Origin of the sequence: Bacillus paramobilis, assembly GCF_038096195.1 — a bacterium.
In the GTDB taxonomy this organism is placed as follows: Bacteria; Bacillota; Bacilli; order Bacillales; family Bacillaceae_G; genus Bacillus_A; species Bacillus_A mobilis.
This window is the reverse complement of sequence record NZ_CP151108.1, coordinates 4,361,758-4,385,433: the sequence shown is the minus strand read 5'-3', so window position 1 is coordinate 4,385,433 and position 23,676 is coordinate 4,361,758. Positions and strand designations below refer to the sequence as shown.

The 23,676-nt window shown below is 37.0% G+C and carries 24 protein-coding genes and 1 pseudogene; 21 read left to right on the top strand and 4 right to left on the bottom strand.

The features are described 5' to 3' along the window. Positions 1-24: 24 nt before the first annotated feature. On the bottom strand, positions 25-1,404 hold the full coding sequence (locus AABL52_RS22530; RefSeq protein WP_336180889.1) for an O-antigen ligase family protein: 1,380 nt from the start codon (positions 1,402-1,404) through the stop codon (positions 25-27). 459 nt (positions 1,405-1,863) lie between these two features. Here AABL52_RS22530 and AABL52_RS22525 point away from each other — a divergent pair, with 459 nt between their 5' ends. From AABL52_RS22525 to AABL52_RS22515, 3 genes are all read left to right on the top strand, one after another. Continuing rightward, on the top strand, positions 1,864-2,652 hold the full coding sequence (locus AABL52_RS22525) for an enoyl-CoA hydratase (RefSeq protein ID WP_000454182.1): 789 nt from the start codon (positions 1,864-1,866) through the stop codon (positions 2,650-2,652). A 112-nt stretch (positions 2,653-2,764) separates the two neighbouring features. Further along, positions 2,765-3,082, top strand: coding sequence for a hypothetical protein (locus AABL52_RS22520; protein ID WP_341518470.1), 318 nt, complete (start codon positions 2,765-2,767; stop codon positions 3,080-3,082). Between the two features lie 17 nt (positions 3,083-3,099). Continuing rightward, the gene (locus AABL52_RS22515) at positions 3,100-3,426 is read left to right on the top strand and encodes a nucleoside triphosphate pyrophosphohydrolase (RefSeq protein WP_001277346.1); all 327 of its coding nucleotides are present in this window, start codon (positions 3,100-3,102) and stop codon (positions 3,424-3,426) included. 21 nt (positions 3,427-3,447) lie between these two features. Here AABL52_RS22515 and AABL52_RS22510 read toward each other — a convergent pair whose 3' ends face one another. After that, positions 3,448-3,627, bottom strand: a complete 180-nt coding sequence (locus AABL52_RS22510; RefSeq protein WP_341518469.1) for a hypothetical protein — start codon at positions 3,625-3,627, stop codon at positions 3,448-3,450. A gap of 126 nt (positions 3,628-3,753) precedes the next feature. Here AABL52_RS22510 and AABL52_RS22505 point away from each other — a divergent pair, with 126 nt between their 5' ends. The 3 genes from AABL52_RS22505 (at position 3,754) to AABL52_RS22495 (ending at position 7,733) form a co-directional block, all read left to right on the top strand. After that, positions 3,754-4,803, top strand: a complete 1,050-nt coding sequence (locus tag AABL52_RS22505) for a M42 family metallopeptidase (RefSeq protein WP_341518468.1) — start codon at positions 3,754-3,756, stop codon at positions 4,801-4,803. A gap of 255 nt (positions 4,804-5,058) precedes the next feature. Next, positions 5,059-6,648, top strand: a complete 1,590-nt coding sequence (locus tag AABL52_RS22500; protein WP_341518467.1) for an N-acetylmuramoyl-L-alanine amidase — start codon at positions 5,059-5,061, stop codon at positions 6,646-6,648. A 131-nt stretch (positions 6,649-6,779) separates the two neighbouring features. Next, positions 6,780-7,733: a methyltransferase domain-containing protein gene (locus AABL52_RS22495; protein ID WP_144565426.1), complete on the top strand. Its 954-nt coding sequence runs from the start codon at positions 6,780-6,782 to the stop codon at positions 7,731-7,733. Between the two features lie 119 nt (positions 7,734-7,852). On the opposite strand, the pseudogene AABL52_RS22490 reads toward AABL52_RS22495, so the two are convergent. Beyond that, positions 7,853-8,035 (bottom strand): annotated as a pseudogene (locus AABL52_RS22490) (YflJ family protein); the annotation flags it as partial. A gap of 336 nt (positions 8,036-8,371) precedes the next feature. On the opposite strand from AABL52_RS22490, the gene AABL52_RS22485 reads away from it, so the two are divergent. The 10 genes from AABL52_RS22485 (at position 8,372) to AABL52_RS22440 (ending at position 18,705) form a co-directional block, all read left to right on the top strand. Beyond that, the gene (locus tag AABL52_RS22485; protein ID WP_341518466.1) at positions 8,372-9,796 is read left to right on the top strand and encodes an amino acid permease; all 1,425 of its coding nucleotides are present in this window, start codon (positions 8,372-8,374) and stop codon (positions 9,794-9,796) included. A gap of 17 nt (positions 9,797-9,813) precedes the next feature. Further along, entirely contained in the window at positions 9,814-11,142 is a 1,329-nt protein-coding gene (gene gabT / locus AABL52_RS22480) for a 4-aminobutyrate--2-oxoglutarate transaminase (RefSeq protein WP_341518465.1), read from the top strand. Between the two features lie 19 nt (positions 11,143-11,161). Next, a complete protein-coding gene (locus AABL52_RS22475; RefSeq protein ID WP_341518464.1) occupies positions 11,162-12,604 on the top strand; it encodes an aldehyde dehydrogenase family protein in 1,443 nt (480 codons plus the stop codon). A gap of 32 nt (positions 12,605-12,636) precedes the next feature. After that, positions 12,637-12,990, top strand: coding sequence for a DUF3870 domain-containing protein (locus tag AABL52_RS22470; protein WP_002170612.1), 354 nt, complete (start codon positions 12,637-12,639; stop codon positions 12,988-12,990). Positions 12,991-13,213: 223 nt separating this feature from the next. After that, on the top strand, positions 13,214-13,342 hold the full coding sequence (locus tag AABL52_RS22465) for a hypothetical protein (RefSeq protein WP_341518463.1): 129 nt from the start codon (positions 13,214-13,216) through the stop codon (positions 13,340-13,342). A gap of 310 nt (positions 13,343-13,652) precedes the next feature. After that, on the top strand, positions 13,653-14,591 hold the full coding sequence (glaH, locus tag AABL52_RS22460; protein WP_341518462.1) for a glutarate dioxygenase GlaH: 939 nt from the start codon (positions 13,653-13,655) through the stop codon (positions 14,589-14,591). A 58-nt stretch (positions 14,592-14,649) separates the two neighbouring features. Further along, on the top strand, positions 14,650-15,852 hold the full coding sequence (lhgO, locus tag AABL52_RS22455; protein WP_341518461.1) for an L-2-hydroxyglutarate oxidase: 1,203 nt from the start codon (positions 14,650-14,652) through the stop codon (positions 15,850-15,852). Positions 15,853-16,007: 155 nt separating this feature from the next. After that, positions 16,008-16,469 (top strand): VOC family protein, encoded by a 462-nt coding sequence (locus AABL52_RS22450; RefSeq protein WP_341518460.1) that lies wholly within the window; start codon positions 16,008-16,010, stop codon positions 16,467-16,469. A gap of 234 nt (positions 16,470-16,703) precedes the next feature. Then, entirely contained in the window at positions 16,704-17,708 is a 1,005-nt protein-coding gene (locus tag AABL52_RS22445) for a proline racemase family protein (protein ID WP_341518459.1), read from the top strand. A 19-nt stretch (positions 17,709-17,727) separates the two neighbouring features. Beyond that, entirely contained in the window at positions 17,728-18,705 is a 978-nt protein-coding gene (locus tag AABL52_RS22440; RefSeq protein WP_341518458.1) for an ornithine cyclodeaminase family protein, read from the top strand. 465 nt (positions 18,706-19,170) lie between these two features. Here AABL52_RS22440 and AABL52_RS22435 read toward each other — a convergent pair whose 3' ends face one another. Then, positions 19,171-19,509 carry a hypothetical protein gene (locus tag AABL52_RS22435; RefSeq protein ID WP_341518457.1) on the bottom strand — a complete coding sequence of 113 codons (339 nt, stop codon included), beginning with the start codon at positions 19,507-19,509 and terminating at the stop codon, positions 19,171-19,173. A 260-nt stretch (positions 19,510-19,769) separates the two neighbouring features. Here AABL52_RS22435 and AABL52_RS22430 point away from each other — a divergent pair, with 260 nt between their 5' ends. The 5 genes from AABL52_RS22430 to AABL52_RS22410 all read left to right on the top strand — a co-directional run bounded on the left by AABL52_RS22430 (position 19,770) and on the right by AABL52_RS22410 (position 23,661). Beyond that, complete coding sequence (locus AABL52_RS22430; protein ID WP_341518456.1) at positions 19,770-20,399, top strand: DUF4352 domain-containing protein; 630 nt, start codon at positions 19,770-19,772, stop codon at positions 20,397-20,399. Between the two features lie 470 nt (positions 20,400-20,869). Beyond that, positions 20,870-21,487, top strand: a complete 618-nt coding sequence (locus tag AABL52_RS22425) for a DsbA family protein (RefSeq protein ID WP_240588701.1) — start codon at positions 20,870-20,872, stop codon at positions 21,485-21,487. A 277-nt stretch (positions 21,488-21,764) separates the two neighbouring features. Continuing rightward, positions 21,765-22,586, top strand: coding sequence for an MBL fold metallo-hydrolase (locus AABL52_RS22420; protein ID WP_088035324.1), 822 nt, complete (start codon positions 21,765-21,767; stop codon positions 22,584-22,586). 4 nt (positions 22,587-22,590) lie between these two features. Continuing rightward, positions 22,591-22,983 (top strand): nuclear transport factor 2 family protein, encoded by a 393-nt coding sequence (locus AABL52_RS22415; RefSeq protein ID WP_048566946.1) that lies wholly within the window; start codon positions 22,591-22,593, stop codon positions 22,981-22,983. 153 nt (positions 22,984-23,136) lie between these two features. After that, positions 23,137-23,661 carry a nuclear transport factor 2 family protein gene (locus AABL52_RS22410; protein ID WP_048566947.1) on the top strand — a complete coding sequence of 175 codons (525 nt, stop codon included), beginning with the start codon at positions 23,137-23,139 and terminating at the stop codon, positions 23,659-23,661. Positions 23,662-23,676 lie beyond the last annotated feature (15 nt).

The window sequence follows — 23,676 nt, the reverse complement described above, 5'->3', positions numbered from 1 at the left end:
CATCCATCTGGATGCTGCTTCTTTTTATTCTATTTCTAAATCAACAATTAAGTAAGCGAGTATCACAACAAAGAAAATGCTAACGGCTGGTGCTGTTAATACGTGTCCAGACATAAAGCCGATTCCGAGCGATAAGACGAGTGTGCTAGCTAGTAGCATATGTTTTACGCTAAATAGTTTCTTGAAGTTTGTAATTAAGCGAATGAATATTTTTATACCGAAATAAAGAAGCGGCAGTAAGTACATAAGGAAGCCGACAATTCCGAATGCGAAGAATAGGTCGTGGAAATCCATTTCGACTAACTTCATTTTCGTTGTATAGTTACCAGCGTAGCCCATTCCAAATAGTTTTTGAGATAGTGGTGCTTCTTTATAGTATTGTTTATATACTTTTAAAAATTTGTCGCGATCACTGTAAATTAAACTCTTCATTTCAGAGTCTGTTAGTTCGCCTTCTTTATGTTCTTCTTCTGTAACTACTTTTCCTTCTTTTCGGTCTTTTTCTTCTTGTACTGATTTTTTGTATTCATATATTTGTAAATGGATGCTCATGTTTTTTGCGATAGGAGTTTGCGGTGTAAGTACGAGCAACCCTCCTAATACGACAGCAGCAACAATTGTGTTTACAAGATATGTGAATCCTTTTCCTTCTTTTTTACGATGAATCATATATTCAATGAATAGGAAGAAAAGGGCGATACCAAGTGTAATAACGATGGCACCATAGCCTACTTTTGTTCCAATCATAATGCTTGCATACATCGCAAGTACAGTTGGAATCCAGTAATACGCTTTTGAGAAAGAAGTTGTTTTATGAACCGAGTATAAGACAACGATTGGGAACATAATTGCGAAAATGGAACTTAAATCATTTCCAGCAAAGAACCATCCTCTTGAACCGATCTTTGAGTTTGGATAGCTTGGGAAATCTGTACCAGTTGCCATAGCCGCGATGATTGAAATACTTAAAATTAACGTTGCATATAAGAAGTACGTAATGATTTTATGAAACGCATATTCGTTATTTTTTAATTCTTTTAATGCGATAATATATCCAAACAGTAGTACAATTGGATATACACTTTTCAAAATAAATTTGACTTCTTCTCCAAATGAAACTGGAGATTTGACCATTAAATTATTCACAAGGCCGATTGCGAGTACGATGCCAAATAGACATAAATAAAGAATATACTTTTTCGCGCCTTGTTGTTTATGATGAAGAAGTAGATAACCCAATGCAAGAAGCATAAAGGCGAAACGGACTACGATTCCGACTGTTGCGCTCATGTGTAATACATAGATTGAAAAAGACGTTAATAAATCTAAAATTGGTTGAAACACAATGAATAGCAGTAGGAAATGCGGGAAGTAGTTATCCGTTTGTTTAAACTTAGTAACCATATATTCCTCCATTTCTTCATTCCGTTATTTCAGCACCCCTCTATTAAATAAGAAGGGGAATGAATTTCTATATTTGTTTTTTATATCAGACTTAAGAATACACCATTTCATTGTAATGGTAAATAGATGAGGAGAGGCGATAAACCGACTTTAATTGCTATATTTTTTAACGGAATTGTATGTTTTATGCAAGGTTCTATACAGATTCTGAGATTATTAGACAGAAAATTAAGAAAAAAGAAGGGTTTTTCAACTCCTTTCTATAATTATATAAGTATAATCTTTATCCCACTTTAATGGGCAGTAAGATCCCCACCTCAAAATGCAGCGAAAGCAAAGAAGTTAGGTAGGGGATCAACTGCCCATAAAAGTCCGATTGGTTCAACTAATAATCAGTGGGGGATGAAGAAAACCCCCACTGATTAAAGTTTCACTTTATGTAGAAAAGAGGGGTATATAATGGAAGTAACAAGTAAAACAGAATCTGTTGTTGTGAAATATGAAGGGCGCGTTGCAACGGTTATGGTCAATCGCCCAGAGGTGTTAAATGCATTAGATGAGCCAACGTTAAAAGAGCTATTACAAAAACTGAAAGAAGTAGCAGAGAGTTCTGCACACATTGTAGTGTTATGCGGAAACGGCCGTGGTTTTTCTGCGGGTGGAGATATTAAATCGATGCTTTCAAGTAATGATGAAAGCAAGTTTGATGGTATTATGAATACTATTTCTGAAGTTGTTGTAACGTTATATACGATGCCGAAGCTTGTTATTAGTGCGATTCATGGACCAACTGCTGGTCTTGGATTAAGTATTGCATTAACAGCTGATTATGTGATGGCGGATATTTCATCCATCATTGCGATGAACTTTATTGGAATCGCTTTAATTCCAGATGGTGGCGGCCATTTCTTCCTTCAAAAGCGTGTCGGTGAAAACATGACGAAGCAAATTATTTGGGAAGGAAAGAAATTATCAGCAACAGAAGCGCTTGATATCGGCTTAATTGATGAAGTAATCGGCGAGGATTTCCAAACGGCTGTGAAGCAAAAAATTAGTGAATGGTCACAAAAGCCGATTAAAGCGATGATTCAAACGAAGCAAATTTTATGTGAAGTAAACCGCTCTAATTTAGAACAAACATTGCAGCTTGAAAAACGCGGCCAATATGCGATGAGACAAACAGCGGATCATAAAGAAGGCATTGCTGCATTTTTAGAAAAACGTTTGCCAGCATTTAAAGGGGAATAAAGTGAAATTTTAATGAATGGTAGTTTTACTGCCGGCTAATTTAAGGTAAAGGGGAGAAAGTGCTAACACATTTTAGTATAATTGTGTTAGCACTTTTTTTTAGGAGTAATATATGAAGAAAATTATCGGTGTTATCGGCATAATTGCCATAGCATATTATGCGTTGCATAGTACACCATCTATGGCGGTACGGACTGCGTTGTTTTTTGAAGGACATCCAAGCGTTGCGTTTTCTGGCGAAGTGACGAAAGAAAAAGATGTGAAAAAAGAAGCAATTCCAGCTGAGTACCAAACTTTATATGGTAAGGAAGAAGAATCAGAGCACTATTTCTTTCCGCACGTAAGGGCACATGGATCAGGAATTGATATGCTTAGTGCGTGCGTGAAGAAGAAATGGTTTTTCTATACAGCGGAGCTCGGATGTTATTAAACATAGGAGGATGAATGATGTCAGCATATAACAAGTTAGTAAGAGATCGTGTTCCAGAGAAGATTTTGATGTCTGGAAAAACATATACAGCACAAAAATTAACAGGACACGCATACATACAAGCTTTAGCGAAAATTGGAACGGAAGAAATTCGTGAATTTGCTTCCATGAAAGAGCGTGAACATGCGCTTGATTCTCTTGCGGATGCACTGGAAGTAATTATTTCATTAGCGCGTGCAGAAGGCGCAACAATTGAAGATGTAGAGCGTCTTCGTAAGCAAAAAGAAATAGAGCGCGGTGGATTTGAAAGAGGCATTTATTTATTAGATGTTTCAGAAGAATAGATTTGTAGGAAAAGCATAGCGTTACTCATTAACGCTATGCTTTTTTGTTGCAATTAAACTAATAATGAAGAAGATAGCTGTTACTACCCAGCCAATTGTAATAGAAGCAGTAGTATGAACTGCATAAGAAACTTGTAAACAAAGTAATGATGCTAAAAACCAAATGAGTGCAATGTGTACATATTTTTTTGATATATTCATATTGTATAACTCCTTTTGTATACTAAAGTGAATTTTACTACAGTTCAGAAAATTAAGCTATATGAGTAGAGGTTTTCTAGCAAATTTTGTATACTAAATAATAGGAAAAATGAGGAGGAAACGACAATGGCACATCATACGAAAGAAACGATGGAACTGATTAAGGAGCTTGTCTCTATTCCGAGTCCGTCTGGAAATACAGAGAAAATCATTCGTTTTATTGAAAACTATGTAAGTGAGTGGAACGTAGAAACGAAGCGTAACAATAAAGGCGCTCTTATTTTAACAGTAAAAGGGAAAAATGATGCACAGCACCGTTTATTAACGGCACACGTTGATACGTTAGGTGCGATGGTGAAAGAAATTAAGTCTGACGGTCGTCTAAGTCTTTCTATGATTGGTGGATTTCGCTGGAACTCTGTAGAAGGGGAATATTGCGAAATTGAAACATCAAGTGGTAAGACGTATACAGGGACGATCTTAATGCATCAAACATCTGTGCATGTATATAAAGATGCAGGTGAAGCGAAACGCGATGAGAAAAATATTGAGGTTCGTATTGATGAGCGTGTCTTTTCAGCTGATGAAGTACGCGAATTAGGAATTGAAGTAGGAGACTTCGTTTCATTCGATCCGCGTGTTCAGATTACAGAGAGTGGATACATAAAATCACGTCATCTAGATGACAAAGTAAGTGTTGCGATTCTATTAAAATTAATTAAGAGATTACAAAATGAAAACGTAACATTACCATATACAACTCATTTCTTAATTTCTAATAATGAAGAGATTGGATACGGTGGTAACTCTAACATTCCAGAAGAAACGGTTGAGTATTTAGCGGTTGATATGGGAGCGTTAGGTGATGGACAAGCATCTGACGAGTATACAGTATCTATTTGTGCAAAAGACTCTAGCGGTCCATATCATTATGCACTGCGTAAACATTTAGTAGAGCTCGCGAAAACAAACAATATCGAATATAAAGTAGATATTTATCCGTACTATGGATCGGATGCATCAGCTGCGATTCACGCTGGATTTGATGTGAAACATGCATTAATTGGAGCGGGTATTGATTCTTCTCATGCATTTGAGCGTACACATGAAAGCTCGATTGCACATACAGAAGCACTTGTTTATGCATATGTATTATCAGAGATGATTACGGAGTAAGAAAAGAAATAGGCTGCCAGATGTAGCCTATTTTTTGTGGAGGTCGATTTAAAGCGAGTTTGAACGACTTTATTTAACAAAAAATAAATTAATTGTATTTTATTTTACAATATTAAGAAAGTAGGTTTACTACATAATTCGAGTATTATAAAATAATAGAGGCGCATTAATTTTTTTTGTTCGGATTTACTTTGATTTATATATTAAGATTACGCGTTATTAAAAAGATGATTATCGAGAGGAGTATTATTTTTTATGAAGTATCGTGCAGTCGCGGCAGGTATTTTAGCCGCAAGTTTATTATCGTCTCCAGTAAGTAGTTTCGCAGCAGCGAAGAAGTTTTCGGATGTTCCTACATGGGCGCAAGAATCAGTTGATTATTTAGTAGGAAAAAAAGCGCTTGATGGAAAGCCAGATGGAACGTTTTCTCCATCTGAAGCAGTAGATAGAGGATCAGCTGCAAAAATCTTAGCAGTCGTTCTTGGTTTACCAATTGATCCAAAAGCAAAGCCATCTTTTAAAGATGCACAAAGCCATTGGGCAGCACCATACATTGCTGCAGTGGAAAAAGCAGGTGCAATTAGTGGAGATGGTACTGGTAATTTCAATCCATTCGGTAAAATTAACCGTGCATCTATGGCATCTATGTTAGTACAAGCGTACTCATTAGATAAGAAAATTATTGGAGAACTTCCAACACAGTTTAAAGATTTGGAACCTCATTGGGGTAAGAAACAAGCTAATATTTTAGTAGCTTTAGAGATTTCTAAGGGTACGGGAAGTGGCTGGAATCCTGAAGGAACTGTAACTCGTGCGGAAGCAGCTCAGTTCATTGCAATGGCTGATAAAGATAAAACAAATACATCAAAAAGAATGTACATGAACAGAAACTTTATTACATATCATCAACCATCATTATCATCTGGTATTACTGACGTTCAGCATAAGCCACAAATGGTTGAAGTGAAAGAGCAAAGAGCAGACGGCTGGTTAAAAATTGTAACAAGTAAAGGTGAGAAGTGGACACCTCTAACAGAAAAAACAGAAACGATTAACCAAGACTTTACTGCATATGAAACAGCTTCACATAGTTCTAAAGTGCTAGGTACATATAATGCACAAACAGTAACGATTATGGAAGAGAGCGGCAGCTGGATTCGTATTCGCGTAGGCGCTGGATTCCAGTGGGTTGATAAAAATCAATTAAACCCAGTAAAACAAGAGAACTTCTTAGAAGGTAAAGCGATTATTATTGATCCAGGTCACGGTGGAATTGACTCGGGTAATCCTGGTTATTATGAGAAAGAAAGTCAAACTGTATTAGACGTATCGTTACGATTAAAGAAAATATTTGAGCAAAAGGCACCATTTACTGTTATGTTCACTCGTACAGATAATACACGTCCAGGAGTAGACTCAACAGATTCATTGAAAAAACGTGTAGAATTTGCACAGGAACATAATGGAGATATTTTTGTAAGTATCCATGCTAATGGTTCTGAAAAGAAAAATGGACAAGGTACAGAAACGTTATATTATCAGTCAGCAAGAGCAAAAGTAACGAATCCGCATGTAGAAGACAGTATGTTATTAGCACAAAAAATTCAAGATCGTCTTGTAGCAGCACTTGGAACAAAAGATCGTGGTATAAGACATCAGGACTTATACGTAACTAGAGAAAATACAATGCCAGCTGTATTAACAGAATTAGCATTTGTAGATAATAAAAGTGATGCAGATAAAATTGCTACACCAAAACAGAGACAAGCTGCAGCGGAAGCGATTTATCAAGGTATTTTAGATTATTACGAAGCGAAGGGTAATAGCGTATCTTCTTTCCGTTAATACATCAAAAGAGATTGCCAATGGCAGTCTCTTTTATTTATTAACGTTTCTCTTTATTTCAGGCATGTGATATCATTTAATTTTATATGAAAAAGTATTGTAATTATAACGATATAGAGGATGATAATAGATTGAATAATCATAGTAAAACACCTGCATGTATATATACGTATGCATTTCGCGAGGAGGAGCGTGCTTTATGTTACTTGGAAATGCGCTCGTTCTTTGGAACGGAGTCTCACGTTAATATTTTGAAAAGTGATGTCAAAATTGACCCAAGTAGAAGTGCGTTTATAAAAGAGCGCGTTGAAGTTATGTACGAGGGAGACGACTTAGAAAGCATTCTAAAACAAGTGGAACAAATTGATTTGGCGGGGGCATCATTTAAAGTTATCTTCGTTAAAATCAATGATCTTGGGAAAGAAAATAAAATTGAATATGGGGAAAGACGTCTCATTGAACGCGACCTCGGTATGCATATTGAAGGAGAAGCGGATGTTCGTAATCCAGAGCGTGTATTCGGGATTGTTCCTCTTGGAGGACGCTGGTACTTCGGACACTATGTAGAAAGTGAGCCAGTTTGGTATCATCACATAAAAAAACCGCATAGTTATTCGACATCTCTTAGCACACGTGTTGCGAGATCAGTTGCAAATATTGCTGTACCAAATCCAGATGGAGTACGAGCAATTGACCCGTGCTGCGGTATTGGAACAGTAGTAGTAGAAGCGCTTTCTATGGGGATTAACATCGTTGGTAGAGATATTAATCCACTTGTCGTTCTTGGAACAAGAAAAAACATTGCACATTTCGGGTTTGAAGGAACAGTAACAAAAGGTCCAATCGAGGAAATTACGGAGAACTACGACGTTGCCATTATCGATATGCCGTACGACTTATTTACACATGCAACACCAGAAGACCAGTTCTCCATTCTTTCAAGTGCGCGCCGCATCGCTAAAAAGGTAGTCGTTGTCACGATGGAAACAATGGATGACATGATCCATGAAGCAGGATTTGAAATTACAGACCGCTGTATTACAAGAAAAGGATCATTTACTAGACAAATTCTTGTTTGTGAATAAGAAAGGAAGGTCACCCGTTTGGGTGACCTTTTTTGTTTGTATTGATGTGTAATTGGTTGGTAGTGTAGATAGATGAATTGGCGGAATTTGTCGGCAAGTCGATATCGTACATTAGTATATTACTGTTCTTTTAATTTCTCTTGTTGTGCAAGTAATAAATTGCGTAAGACGTGTCCGCGGTAACTTTCTAGTTTTCGTCCTTCAAGATAGCGCACGCCTAATTTCTTTAGTTCAGCTACGTACCAGCCTTTTGTTCCGTAATACATGGGATCACTTCCTTTTTGCTTTTGAACAGTATATGTGGCGTGGGAAGAGAATTTTCTTTTTTATTCATGAAATTCGCGAAAATGATTATTGAATATTCAGTCTAATTGTATTATGATTAACTTATTATCGGATGACAGTGATTAGCCTCTCTGTAAGCCCGGGTGTATGTTTTAAAAATGAAATAGCGGAACTTCTTTCCACTTGAACTTCCTTAGCAGGAGGACGAGCCATAAGGATAGGGGCAGTAAAACTCAATGCGTTTGTATGCATTGTTTTTCTGGCTCTTTTTATTTTTTATTGAAAGTAGGAGGGGATTTAAAGAAAGCGTTGTCAATGGGGTGTGGCGCACGTTCATGCTAATGGAGGGGCTGGTGAATTGTTTGGCTAAAGAGAAAAAAGAGTTACAGAAAGATTTAAAAACACGGCATATAACAATGATTTCAATTGGCGGGGTTATCGGGGGCGGTTTGTTTGTAGGAAGTGGCACGATTATTCAATCGTCAGGGCCGGCAGCAATTTTGTCCTACATTATTGGTGCTTTAATGGTTGTGCTCGTGATGCGGATGTTAGGGGAGATGGCAGCAGAAAATCCGGATAGTGGTTCTTTCGCAACGTATGCGAACAAAGCAATTGGACCGTGGGCCGGTTATACGATCGGATGGTTATATTGGTTTAACTGGGTCATTATTATCGCAATTGAAGCGGTGCTTTTAGGCGTAATGATCAATAATTGGTTTCCTTCAATTCCAGCATGGATTGCGAGTTTATGTATGGTTCTATTAATGACGATGACGAATGTGTATTCAGTAAAATTGTACGGTGAGTTTGAATATTGGCTAGCGTTTATTAAAGTGGTGGCGATTGTTGCGTTTTTAATTTTAGGAATTTCGATGTTCTTTGGTCTCGTTCCAGGGGTAGATAGACCGACTCTTTCTATTATTACAGAACACGGCGGTTTCTTCCCGAACGGAATTGTCCCTGTTTTACTGAGCGTTGTGTTTATTTCATTCTCGTTATCAGGTAGTGAAGTTGCAGCGATTGCAGCCGGAGAATCGGAAAATCCAGAGAAGAATGTTATACGAGCTATTAATAGTGTAGTATGGCGTCTTATGCTTTTCTTCGTCGGATCAGTAACGATTTTAGTTATGTTTATTCCGTGGACGGATCAGGAATTATTAAAACTTCCGTATGCAAGTTTATTTAATATGGCAGGAGTACCTGCAGCCGCAGAAATTATGAATGGTGTTGTATTTTTATCACTACTTTCCGTTATGAACTCAGGGATTTATACGAGTTCGCGTATGTTATTTTCACTTGCGAAAAAAGGTGATGCTCCGTCTGCTTTTTCAAAGTTAAATAGTAGAGGGACACCGGTTATCGCAATCTATGCGAGTATCGTATTTGCATTTATTTGCGCGATGTTGAAGTTTATATCTCCTGATAAACTGTTTGCATTTTTAGCGAATAGTTCAGGCGGGGTAACGATGCTGATGTATATGTTCGTTGCCGTTTCACATGTCAAGTTAAGACGAGAAAGGGAACTTGAAGGGGCTGGAAAGCTGAAAGTAAAAATGTGGTTATTCCCTTATCTCACATATGCAACGCTTTTGATGATTATTACGATATTTGTTTCACAAGCATTTATAGCAGATATGCGTATGCAGTTTTACATGACATTACTAGCTACGATCCTAGTAATAATCAGTTATTTTTTACGAGTTAGAAAGTTAGATAAGCAAAAGTTGAATGATTTTACGATGATAAAAGATTCGGAAATTAGCCTAGAAAAAGAATAAGAAAAGGGGTATATACTATGTTGAAAGAGAAGAAGGATATTACAACTACAAAATCTAGCGTATTACACGAAAGAAGAAAGAATGCGGTGCCAGAAGGGCCTTACAATATTACAGAGTTATATGTGCAATCAGCAAAAGGCGCGATTATTACGGATGTAGATGGTAACGAATTAATTGATTTTGCAGGTGGAATTGGTATGCAAAATGTCGGGCATTGTCATCCGAAAGTAGTAAAGGCAATTCAAGATCAAGTGGAGTCGTCGATTCATAGTTGTTTTCACGTAGCGCCGTATGAAAGTTATATTGCACTGGCGGAAAGACTGAATGAGTTAACGCCAGGTGATTGTAAGAAAAAAACAATGTTTGCGAATAGTGGTGCGGAAGCGGTAGAAAATGCGGTGAAGATTGCTAGAAAAGCTACTGGAAGAAGTGCGGTTGTGTCATTTGAGCGTGCATATCACGGGCGTACACTGTTAACGATGTCACTGACAAGTAAGGTGAAACCATATAAACATGGATTTGGTCCGTTTGCATCAGAAGTATACAAATTACCTTATCCGTACTATTACCGCGCTGAAGAAGGGCTTTCGCAAGAAGAAGTAGACGCGCAAATTTTAGCGTATTTCGAACGCTTTATGTTAGAGGAAGTAGCAAGTGATAATATCGCTGCGATTATTTTGGAACCGCTTCAAGGAGAAGGCGGGTTTATCGTTCCGACGACTACGTTTATGCAAGGTGTTCGAAATATTTGTGATAAGTATGGAATCATTATGATTGCGGATGAAATTCAAACTGGTTTTGCTCGTACGGGAAGTTTATTTGCAATGGATCATTTCGGCGTAGCTCCTGATTTAATGACTTTTTCAAAATCAATCGCTGCTGGCATGCCGCTTAGTGCAGTAACAGGAAGAGCAGATTTGATGGATGCACCTGGGCCAGGTCAATTAGGTGGTACTTTCTCAGGAAGCCCGGCTGCTTGCGCGGCTGCATTAGCTGTTTTAGATGTAATTGAAGAAGAGAATTTAGTAAATCGTGCTGTAGAAATTGGCGAGCGTATGATGACAGTGTTTCATAGCTGGAAAGAGAAATACGAAATAGTTGGTGATGTGAGAGGTCTTGGCGCTATGACTGCCATTGAGCTTGTAAAAGATAAAGGGACGAAAGAGCCAGCGTCAGAAGAAGTGAAAGCGATTATGAAAGAAACGCATAGTAAAGGGGTTATTACGATAAGCGCAGGTATTTATAGTAACGTACTTCGCTTCTTACCGCCTCTCGTTATAACGGATGAACAGCTTGAAGAAGGGCTTACTATTTTAGAAGCAGCAATTGCAAAACTATCAAAATAAAAACGGCGGGGGCAGGGGAATGAAGTATTTCAATTATATAAACGGTGAATGGAAAGAACCTTCCACGAATGCATATGTAAAAAACTATAATCCGCATAACGGGAAAGTATTAGGTGAATTTCCGTTTAGTTCAGTAGAAGATACGAGAGTCGCAATCGCATCAGCGAAAGAAGCTTTTCATACATGGCAAAAGTTATCGTTTCAAGAGAGAGCGAGTTATTTATGGAAAGCAGCAGCTATTTTAAAAGAAAAGGTAAATGAAATCGGTGAGGATGTAACGAATGAAGAAGGAAAGACGATTGCAGAAGGAATAGGAGAGACGAAGCGGGCGATTAGCATTCTTGAATATTATGCAGGAGAAGCAAATCAACCAATCGGAGAGATTATCCCGTCTGCTAATGAAAGTACAATGCTTTACAGTAAACGTGTAGCAGTAGGGCCAGTTGGATTAATTACGCCGTGGAATTTTCCGATTGCCATTCCAGCTTGGAAAATGGCGCCGGCACTTATTTACGGAAATACGATTGTCATTAAGCCGGCTGAAGTGACGCCGAAATCGGTGTACCATCTTGTAAATGCTTTTCATGAGGCTGGTATTCCAGCGGGTGTTATTAATTGTGTATTCGGAAAAGGATCTGAAGTTGGAGCAGAATTAACGGGGAATCCAGATATACAAGCGGTTTCTTTTACCGGCTCGAATCACATTGGAAATATCATTCAAAAAGCAGCCGTTGAAACGAGGAAGAAAGTCCAATTAGAAATGGGCGGGAAAAACCCGTTAGTTGTATTAAATGATGCTGACATTGAAAAGGCAGTAACGATTGCGATAAAAGGTGCGTTTATGTCTACAGGGCAAAAATGTACTGCAACAAGTAGAGTAATAGTCGAAGAGAATATTTATGAAGCGTTCAAGGATCGACTGTTGCAGCGTACAGAAGCTCTTACAGTTGGGAACCCGTTAAATCCTGATACTTTTATGGGACCATGTGTTTCAAAGGGACAACAGCAATCTGTTTTATCGATGATTGAAGTAGGAAAAGAAGAGGCTTCTTTACTATATGGAGGCAGCGTACCGAACGAAACAGAATTACAGAATGGTTGTTACGTGCTACCGACTATTTTTGAAAATGTAGACGGAGATGCACGAATTGCGAAAGAAGAAATTTTCGGCCCAGTTATTTGTTTATTTAAAGTAAATAGTTATGAAGAAGCTGTTTCTTTAGCGAACGATACAGAATACGGACTCAGTGCATCAATTTGTACGAATAATTTAAGTTTGTCGCAACGGTTTATTGATGATATGGAAGTTGGAATGGTCCATGTGAATTCAGAAACTGCAGGAGCAGAGCCACAAGTTCCGTTTGGCGGAATGAAAAACTCTAGTGCTGGACCGCGTGAACAAGGAAAAGCGGCGAAAGAATTTTATACGAGAATAAAGACAGTATACGTAGATCGAGTATAAACACTAAAAAACATAGTAACGGAGGATGAAATATGCGTAAAGGGACATTTTTTATGGCAGGACATTCGAGGCTTCCGAAAGGGATGGCTGTTCGCAGTATGTATGAAACATTAACAATTACAATTGAGGCAGATCATAAATATCATGTCATTATTGAAGCATCATGTACGCTTGCGACAGAGCACGGCAGGGACTTCGTCGCTCAAATTTTGAGAGGACATAGTTTACGAGATGGTATCGAAGAAATCGTTCAAGATATTACAGATCATTATCAAGGAAAAGCGCAAAATGCGATTGTTAGTGCAGTAAAAGATTTGCACCGCCAATATGTAAGTTATTTAAATGATGAACAGCCACAAGGTGAGTACGAGGAAACAACACCATAAAAACTGTCTAGTTTACCCGACATTAACGCGCAGTAAGACCTCCGGCTCACAAACATAGCTGGAGATTAACTGCCCGTAAATGTCCGATTGGTGAAACTAATGATCAGTGGGGATGAACTATGTCCCCACTGATCAAAGTTTCACTTTACCACCATAAACAAGAGCCAGTTGTATTTCTTTTAAAGGGATACGACTGGCTTATTTTATTGAGGAGGCAAGGAATATGAAAAAGTTAAATGACTTGCAGGTTGTAAAGCAAGAGGCGAAAAAAAGAAGATGTGCAGAAAGTAAAGGGATTTGTAAAATGTGTAAAGTATGTAGAGAAAATAATAAAAAACGAATTGACAGTTAGAATATTTTGAATTATTATTTAATTAATAAGATCCATTCGAGAAATTAGCCTTCTCTAAATTCGATCTTGCTTACCTGTTTTACACATATTTTCATATGAACTGTCTATTATTATTGTACTTTAAGAGATTAAAGAACACTCGTAATTATGAGCCAGTTATATGTATCTGCGATTGTTATGTCGTGGATGCGTATGACTGGCTTTTTGCTGTTAGGGCAGTAAGACCGGATCTCAGCATATAGAAGATAAGGATAACTGTCTGTAAAAAGCGTCAATACGTTCTTCATATTTCATTTAGGGAGGAATTAAAATGTCGATTATTACAGAACAAAGTACGAAGATGAAGTTTGCAAAAAAATATGAGGGGTATGAAATTGTTCCTCATCCAGAGCATAAACGTTTATATCATATCGTATTAAATCAGCAGTTGCTTAAGCAATTTTTTGAAGAGGTAAAAGAGTATTCAGAGCAGTCACTGCAATACATTCCTTATTCTCGATTTAATCTTGCTGACGGAATGAGAAAGATCTTTGGGCAATCATTTATGGATAACATTCGCGGCATTATTCATGATAGAGAGACGGGCGGATTTACAATTGGGGTACAAGGTGAAACGGTAGATCCAGCAGATTACGTGAAATTTGCGACAGCATTAACGCATTTAATTGGAACGCCAAACTTTGATGCGATGACAGGAACGTATTATGCTAGATTTAATGTGAAAGATACGGATAGTAGTGATTCCTACCTTCGCCAAGCGTACCGATTATTTACACTTCATACAGATGGAACATTCGTTGATGAGCCGACAGATTGGCTTCTTATGATGAAGATTGAAGAGCAAAATGCAGTAGGCGGGGAATCACGTTTACTACATTTAGACGATTGGGAAGATCTTCAGAAGTTTAGAAATCATTCGCTCGCATCTGTTAAAGTTACGTATAAAGCACCACCAAGTAAAAACTCGCAAGAAATCGTCTATCGTGAAACATTTTTTGATGTGAATAACGCACCGTGTATTTGCTTTATTGATCAGTTTGCGTATCCAGATAATATTGAACAAGCAAACTATCTAAAAGATTTATCGTATTCTGTTGAAAACTCACCAGCAACACATGCATTAAAATTACCAGTTGGTGATTTAGTTCTTTTAAATAATTTGTTTTGGATGCACGGAAGAGCGGCATTCGAAAAAAATAAAGATTTATATAGAGAACTAATGCGTCAGCGTGGTTGTTTTTCTAAATAATATGTACGGCGGGTCTTGCAAAGAGACCTGCCTTTTATACTATTAAGGGGGAAGTAGGATGTATGACTTTATAATTATTGGCGGAGGAATTGTGGGCCTTTCAACGGGAATGGCTTTAACGAAAAAATTCCCTCATGCGAAAATTGCAATCATTGAAAAAGAAAAGGAACTCGCACATCATCAAACTGGACATAATAGCGGTGTCATTCATTCTGGCATTTACTATAAACCAGGAAGTTATAAAGCGAAGTTTGCAAAAGAAGGAAATGCAGCGATGGTCCAATTTTGTGAAGAACATGACATCGCTTATGACATGTGCGGAAAAGTAATTGTCGCGACAGAAAGAGAAGAACTTCCTCTTTTACATAACTTATATGAGAGAGGCTTACAAAACGATTTACATATCGCAAAAATAGATAAAGAAGAATTAGCTGAAATTGAACCGCATGTAAAAGGACTTGGCGCAATCCGTGTTCCTTCTTGCGGAATTGCTGATTATAAAGGAGTCAGTTATGTATTCGCTCGCCTCATTCAGGAAAGCGGCGGAGAAGTACATGTAGGAACAGCCGCTGAGCGTATTACGGAGAAGAAAGACGCCGTCACAATTGAGACGAACAAAGGCACATTTAAAACGAAATTTCTCATTAACTGCGCCGGCTTACATAGCGATCGCATTGCGAAAAAGACTGGCATATTAACGGATATGAAAATCGTTCCGTTCCGCGGTGAATACTATGAACTCGTCCCAGAAAAACGCCATCTCGTAAAACATTTAATCTACCCAGTTCCAAACCCTGAATTTCCGTTTCTAGGCGTTCATTTTACAAGAATGATAAACGGAGATGTACATGCAGGGCCAAACGCAGTATTAAGTTTCAAGCGCGAAGGCTACACGAAAAAAGACTTCGACATAAAAGACTTCATGGAAACAATGACATACACAGGCTTCTGGAAAATGGCGATGCCAAATATGAAAGAAGGCATAAAAGAAATGGTGCGCTCTTTCAGTAAACAATCATTCCTAAAAAGCTTACAGCACTTAATACCAGAACTAACAGAAAAAGATATCGTCCCAACGCATGCAGGCGTAAGGGCACAAGCCATCTTATCAAACGGCAATATGGTTGATGACTTCTGCATTATCCCAGGCATAAACTCTCTACACATTTGCAACGCACCATCCCCGGCCGCAACGGCTAGTATAAAGATTGGGGAGGAGATTGCGAAGCGAGTGCCGGATGTGGTGGGGGTTCGGGTTTGATGAGTCCCCCGAGGTTTAGGGGGATTTTTTTATTCCGCATTAGGACTACAAAATTGAAAAAACATGTAAGAAGAATACGGTATCACTTCTATTTCTAGTTTATTAAAATAGGCTTTATAGTAAGAATTTCTAAAAATATAAAGGGGGAATATGCTTTGTTTCCAGGTACTTTATATGAAACACATGTTAAAACAAGAAATTTAGAAGTAGCAAAAGAATTTTATACTAAACTTGGATTATGTCATGCTCGCACAATTGAAGAACGCCGTGTAGCATTCTTTTGGTTTGATAAAGATAATAAGAAGGAACAAATGCTGGGCATTTGGGAGGTATCAGAAGAGGAATTCCATAAAAGTCACTTTGCATTCAAGGTTAACTATGAAGCAATCACTCATGCAAGAGAATGGCTTCTTAATAAAGGAATAAACCCAAGGGCCGCTTTTGGTCTTGAACCGTCTGAGCCTATGGTCCAGACGTGGACACCTACTGCAAATCTTTATTTTTATGATCCTGACGGTAATTCTTTAGAATTTCTATGTTTACTTCCTGAAAAGAAAAACGTAAAACAAGATGTCATGCATTTAAGTGAGTGGGAAAAATTGCCGAGTGACATATAAATTTGGTTTTGGCTCAAACCCCTCGAAATAATGTAAAGAGGAACCATAACTTTGCTCAAGTAGTGGCGTTATGGCTTTTTTGTTTTGTGCGAGCTAATAATCACTCACTGCCTACTGTATAAAAAAATAGACAGTAGTGTATGCTTTTTTACACAATGTATACAAATTTATACCCTATGCGTTGGCATGATATTTGCAATAAAAAGAGTATCAACATATAGGGGAGAGATAGAAATGAAGGTTAGTAAAGTGTACACGACAATTGATGCTCACGTAGCTGGGGAGCCGCTTCGAATTATTACAGGCGGCGTGCCAGAAATAAAAGGAGAAACGCAGCTAGAAAGACGCGCATACTGCATGGAGCATTTGGATCATCTTCGCGAAATTCTTATGTATGAACCAAGAGGACATCACGGCATGTACGGTTGTATCATTACTACGCCAGCAAGTGCTCATGCTGACTTTGGCGTATTATTTATGCACAATGAAGGCTGGAGTACGATGTGTGGTCATGGCATAATTGCTGTTATTACAGTCGGAATTGAAACCGGTATGTTTGAATTGACAGGTGAGAAACAAAAGTTCATTATTGATAGCCCTGCTGGGGAAGTCATTGCGTATGCAAAATATAATGGGAGCGAAGTAGAGTCCGTATCATTTGAAAATGTTCCTTCATTTGTATACAAAAAAGACGTTCCTATTAAAATAGATGACTATGAATTTCAAGTAGATATCGCGTTTGGCGGAGCTTTTTATGCGGTAGTAGATAGTAAAGAATTTGGTTTGAAAGTCGATTTCAAAGACTTAGCTGCTATCCAAACGTGGGGCGGTAAAATTAAGCACTACATTGAGAGCAAAATGGAAGTAAAACATCCACTTGAAGAAAGATTAAAAGGAATATACGGTGTTATTTTCTCAGGTGAACCGAAAGGGGAAGACGCAACTTTACGAAATGTAACAATCTTCGCTGATGGGCAAGTAGATCGCTCTCCTTGCGGTACAGGAACTTCCGCAAGAATCGCAACGCTTTTTGAAAAAGATGTTTTACAAAAGGGAGAGATTTTCGTCCACGAATGTATTACTGACGGGAAATTCGAGGGAGAGGTATTGTCGGTAACGGCAGTAGATACATATGAAGCGGTCGTTCCAAAAGTAACGGGGCATGCATTTATTACAGGATTTCATCAGTTCGTTGTAGACCCGAGAGATGATTTGAATCGGGGATTTTTGTTAGGATAGAAGGAGGAGGTGGAAAGATATGCTAGTCATAAGCGCGAACGAACAAAGAAACTTAGTAAATATGAATGAAGTCATTGAATACGCGGCGCTTGCTTTAAAAGAATTTTCCGCAGAAAGAACGATCACACCAATTCGCGGCTCATTACCATTTGCGAACGAGCAGAATACGGCATTAATTATGCCTTCAGTAGCGGAAGGACTTGAGGCACTTGGCTTAAAAGTCGTAACAGTAGTCCCCGAGAACAAAAAGATAGGAAAGAAAACGATAAACGGGATTGTGATGCTATCAGACTTTCAAACGGGAGAACCGCTCGCACTTTTAGAAGGATCCTACTTAACGATGATTCGAACAGGGGCTCTATCAGGAGTAGCGACAAAACATTTAGCCCGTCATAACGCGAAAACTTTATGTATTATTGGGACCGGTGAGCAGGCAAAGGGAATTGCTGAAGCTGTATTTGCGGTAAGAGATATTGAAAAAGTCATTTTATACAATCGAACAGAAGAAAAAGCGTATGCATTTGCGCAATATATACAAGAGAGATTCAATAAACCTGCTTATGTTCACACAAATGCAAATGAAGCAATAAGCGAAGCAGACATCATCGTCACAACTACGAACGCATCCACACCAGTCTTCTCGGAAAAACTACAAAAAGGCGTCCACATAAACGCCGTCGGCTCATTCAGACCGAACATGCAAGAACTACCATCTCACGCCATCGCGGGCGCTAACAAAGTAGTAGTCGAATCAAAAGAAGCAGCACTAGAAGAAACAGGAGACCTTCAAGTTCCGATACGAGAAGGTTTATTTGAAGCAAACGACATATACGCCGAACTCGGTCAAATCATTAGTGGAGACAAACCTGGTAGAGAGAGCGATGAAGAGATTACTATTTTTAAATCGGTTGGTTTGGCGGTAGTGGATATAATTGTGGCGAAGTATTTGTATGAGAAGGCGGTGGAGTTTGGGGTTGGGAATAGGATTGAGTTTTGATTGAGGGGCTGCCTTTTGGTGGTCTTTTTTGTTTATAATGCGCTTTTGCATCTCAAATGTAATGCAAAAGCTAGTGTTAAAGGGCATTTGCAAGCAGTTGTTGAACTCCTTCACAAGGGAGAGCCCGAATGATAAGAAAGCAGCCGACTTTTATATAAAGAGTCGACTGTTTTTCTGTTTATTTAATACTTTAAGGATACACATCTTAAAGAATATAAGATAATTATGTTCAGAATGCCTTGGTAATTGATTAGAGAAATGAGTTTGGAAAATAGATTAATTTTAGTTAGAGAAGAAGAACTTAGAAAAACATCTAATCATATTATTAGTTTGAATGAAAAAATTAATATATCTTAGTATTTGATTCTATTGGAGTTGTCTGTGTTTGTCCCTTATTTCCCAATTGGAGAATAAGGGACAAAGTTTTATGAAGGAGTAAATTTAGACACCAAGTATGCAGCTTTTTTACCATTCCCGCCATTCTTCTGTTATATCTTCTTCGGATTCTAAGCCAGCTATTCGTGCAGCTGTATCGATAAAATCATAGAGATCTTCTCTTTCCGTTGTTTCGATAAAGTTGTCATGTTCGATGTTTAATTCATTTATGTTAATAACGACCTCTTGGACGACTTGCATTATTTCGACTTCGGTTGGGTTCTCTCCCAATTGCTTTAAATTGTTAATGTAAGTGTCGAGCACTTTATTTATTGCACTTATATTTTCTTCAGTGAAAAATTCCCCATCTTCATCATACTCAACCCATGAGGTTGTTGGTTTGTTTTTTTTCAATTCCTCAAATGTCATGATAACCTCCTGAATGTGTTTTTTGTCTTTAATTTCATTCTATATTTTCGATCATATATAACAATCATTTTAGAGGCATTTTCTATAGGCTACTAGTTTTTTAACTCATTTTATGAGGTTACCTATTCGTGGTCTCCTTATTTTATGTAAAAACAATTGATTATTCTTAATTATTCGACAAGATGCAACAATTTAAGATTGTATTTTTTGCTATGATAAGTAAGGAATTTATATATCGTGTTATTGGGGGATAAAAAGAGATGTTGAAAAAATTTACTACATGTATTTTAGGTGGCGCTTTAGTATTCAATTTATCTGGTTGCGGCAATGCATCCGACAAAACTTCTTCAGAATCTAAAGAAACCAATTCTAAACAAGAAGAAAAGAAAGTGCAAACAACTGATGAGACGAAAACGAAAGAGAATGCAAAGCAGAAAAATATAGAACAAACAAAAGAGAAATCAAAAGTAAAAGAAAAAGAGTATGCTGTAAACAAGGATTTTCATACACCTAAATTTGATGTAACTGTAAAAAGAGTTGTAGAAAGAGATAAGGTTGGTAAAGAAAGTATAGGATTCCAAGAACCTGAAAATGGACATGTCTTTATTGTTGTAGAAGTAGAAGGGAAAAACATCACAAACGAATCGATGAAATTAGCTGTTTTACCATCAGTGGATTTAGTGGATGAAAATGATAATGCTTACCAAAGTGATGTGTGGGCAGCTAGTAGTTATGATGTTGAAAAAGGTGAGACCTCTAGTATTACTAAGGAATTAAAACCAGGGGAGGTAAAGAGACAAAATAAAGTTTACGTGATTAATAAAGAAAAATTTGATACAGGAAAATGGTATGTACTTGTTAACCATGAGTATAAGGAACAAATTAAATAGTGTTTATTTATTAAGAGGAGATGACTCCTCTTTTTTTGTTACAAGTTAACACAGGATTTCGTTATAATGTAGAAATTTAATGTTTTCGGAAAAAAGAATTGACTTCTATATTAGTTGTAACTAAAATGGTTACATAAAGATGTAATTGATTTGGTTACAATTAATATCAGCTAAAAAATATGATTTATATATTTAATTAAGGATGATGGTCCATACGTTGCCACCCGGTGTAGACAGTTACTAACGCATTCAAATCAATGCATATTCCAAGCTTTAGTATTTTCTGTTACGGGGCAATAAGGTGCAGCGTTATCTTTTGTTAAAAACCTTGGTTGATCTTTCTTTGGAAATATTAGTTTTAGGGAAATATAGTAAGGTATCTAAAAAAAGAACAAGGTATAAAAAGATGTACTTATATAAACCAAAAATTTAGTTGAGCTGGATAATAAAAAGAAAGGTAGGAGATTTAAATGGAGACGAAACAAGATAACCTTATTTACGTATGGGACGCATATTGTGGATGGTGCTATGGTTTTTCAGAAAGTATTAAAGGATTTTACAAAAACCACACTGAAGTGCCATTAATGGTTTTATGTGGAGGGTTATTTTTAGATAATTTACCAATGAAAAACTTCTCATATATAGAAGAAGGAAATAAAAGAATTAATCAACTTACAGGTGCTGAATTTGGTCCTTCATATCAAAAACTGGTGGAGGAAGGGACTTTTAAAATGAATTCGAAAGATGCTGCAATTGGCTTTTCAGCCTTACGTTCATTAGCGCCAGACCGTTTATTAGAATTCACTTCGGCTATGCAAAAAGCGTTTTATTATGAGGGCCAAAGTTTGAGTGATCCTGAAACATATCGTAAGATTGCAATCGAGCATGGTTTGGACCCTGAACAAGTATTAGAACGTTTAAACGCTCAAGAAACAATAATAGATGTCCAAAATGATTTCAATAAAGTTCGACAGCTTGGTGTTAATAGTTATCCTTCATTACTTTTACAAAAGGATAATCAAATTATCCCTATTGGTGGTGGGGTAATGACGCCGGATAAAATCGAAGCACGTTTTAAGAATTTTTAATAAGAAATATTAGATTAAAGTATATAACATTTAACTTTTAATAAAGACCAGAAGTAGATTGAAATGTATCTTTCTTATAACAGTTTTTGTTTCAATTTATTTCTAAAGAGGATTCAATTTTACTATAGGCTATAGTGGCAAACATGTTATCTTACGCCAACTGATATTCTGATGGTGCTAACACATTTTCAGGTGAATGGAAGAGGAAGCCTCTGTCGGAACAAGTTAAAAATATGTTAACTAGTTAATAACTTTAACAAAAGGAGAATAACATTCTATGTTTAAAACAATTGATACAAATCAAAAAGATGTAAAATTGACGGTGTTTAATTCAGACGAAAAAAGTTTCATGGTCACTGCAACCTTAGTTGAGAAAGCAGGACATGCATTTTTAATAAACTCAAAATTTACTCAGTCTGATTCGAAAGAAATTGTTGAGTATCTGAAAAAAAACGACTTATCTTTAGATAAAATCTTTATTACTCATGGGGATCCTGATTACTACTTTGGATTAGAAAATATTAAAGCTGCTTACCCAGAAGCTATAGCGTATGCTACAGAGTCTACTGTTGAACATATTGTTCATTCTGTCTTAGGGAAATTAAAAGTTTGGAAAGATGCCCTTGGAGAAAATGCACCAAGTAACGTAGTATTACCTCAAGTGTTTAAAGAAAAAACGATTAATTTTCAGGGGTTAACATTTGAACTAGTAGGCTTAGATTATTACAGAACTAGCTTATTTAATAAAGAGCTAAAAGTATTAATTGGTGGTATTGATGTATTTAACGAAATACATGTATTCTTAGCGGATACTAGCTCAAAAGCGGCGATGGAGACATGGATTGAGAACTTGAAAGTGTTACAAGCATTAAATGCTGACATAATTGTACCTAGCCATGGATCAATCGAAAAATCCTTAAATAATCAAGCGCTTACTGCGACAATGGATTATCTAAGAACTGCGGTTCAAGCTTCTGAGGAAAGTGGAACTTCAAAAGATTTTGTGGCAAAACTTGAAGCAGCATATCCAGGCTATGCAAATAAAGGTGTATTAGAATTAAGTGCAAAAGTTGTAACAAAAGAAATGCCTTGGGGTTAATGTTATGAATAAATATCAAAAACTATTACATGAAACGTATGTGTTAACTGGCGAAGGAAAATTGGATGCGTTCAAAACGTATTTAAGTGAAAATGTATCTTGGACAGAAGCTGCTGGGTTTCTATATGCAGGTACTTATATAGGTCCAGATGAAGTAGTGAAAAACGTACATGAACGTCTTGGTACGGAATGGGATGACTATAGTGCTAAAGATGAAATTTATACTTTTAATAACGATACTGTTATCGTGTATGGAAAATATAGTGGAACATATAAAGCGACAGGGAAGTCGTTTGTAGCAGATTTTTGTCATCTTTATAAGTTTGATGAGAACGATAAGGTTAAGAAGTTTATTCAAATTGTGGACAGTGCAACTGTTAATGAGGTATTAAGTTAGAGTTAATCGTTTCTAATGTGCCTTGTATAGGGGGGAGTGTTAGGATAAATGAAATTTCCTAACATTACCCCTGACATTACATTTTTGGGAATGGTTTTACTTCCCAATCGTGTTATGGAATATAATTTATATGATTAGAAGAGGTAGGTATATATGAAATTAGAGAAAAATTTAATAGTAATAATTATTTCTGTGTTTATTTTAGGAATTGTGTCGACTTTGATATTTCAAGCTTCCACCGGTAATAACAAAGGTAACTCAATAAAGAGCGAGAATGTTGCTTCTGTATCAAAAGAAGTGAAAGAAAATGAAAAGAATAAAAAGATGGTAGTTGATTTCTATAATGAAGTTTTTAACAAACATAATATCGATATTATCCCTAAATATGTTAGCGAAGATTATAAGCAACATAATCCTTTTGTTGCTGATGGACGAAAAGCCTTCATGGATTTCTTTAAGGAGGATTTTGTTAAAAATCCTAATTCCTCTGCAGAGATTAAACGTGTGGTAGCTGAAGGGGATACAGTTGCTCTTCATGTACATTCTCGTACTAATTCTCAAGATAAGGGAGTTGCTATAGTGGATATATTTCGTATCAAGGATGGAAAGATTGTTGAACACTGGGATGTAATTCAAGAGATTCCAAGTGAAGCAGCTAATGATAATACGATGTTTTAGATAGAAGATATATCT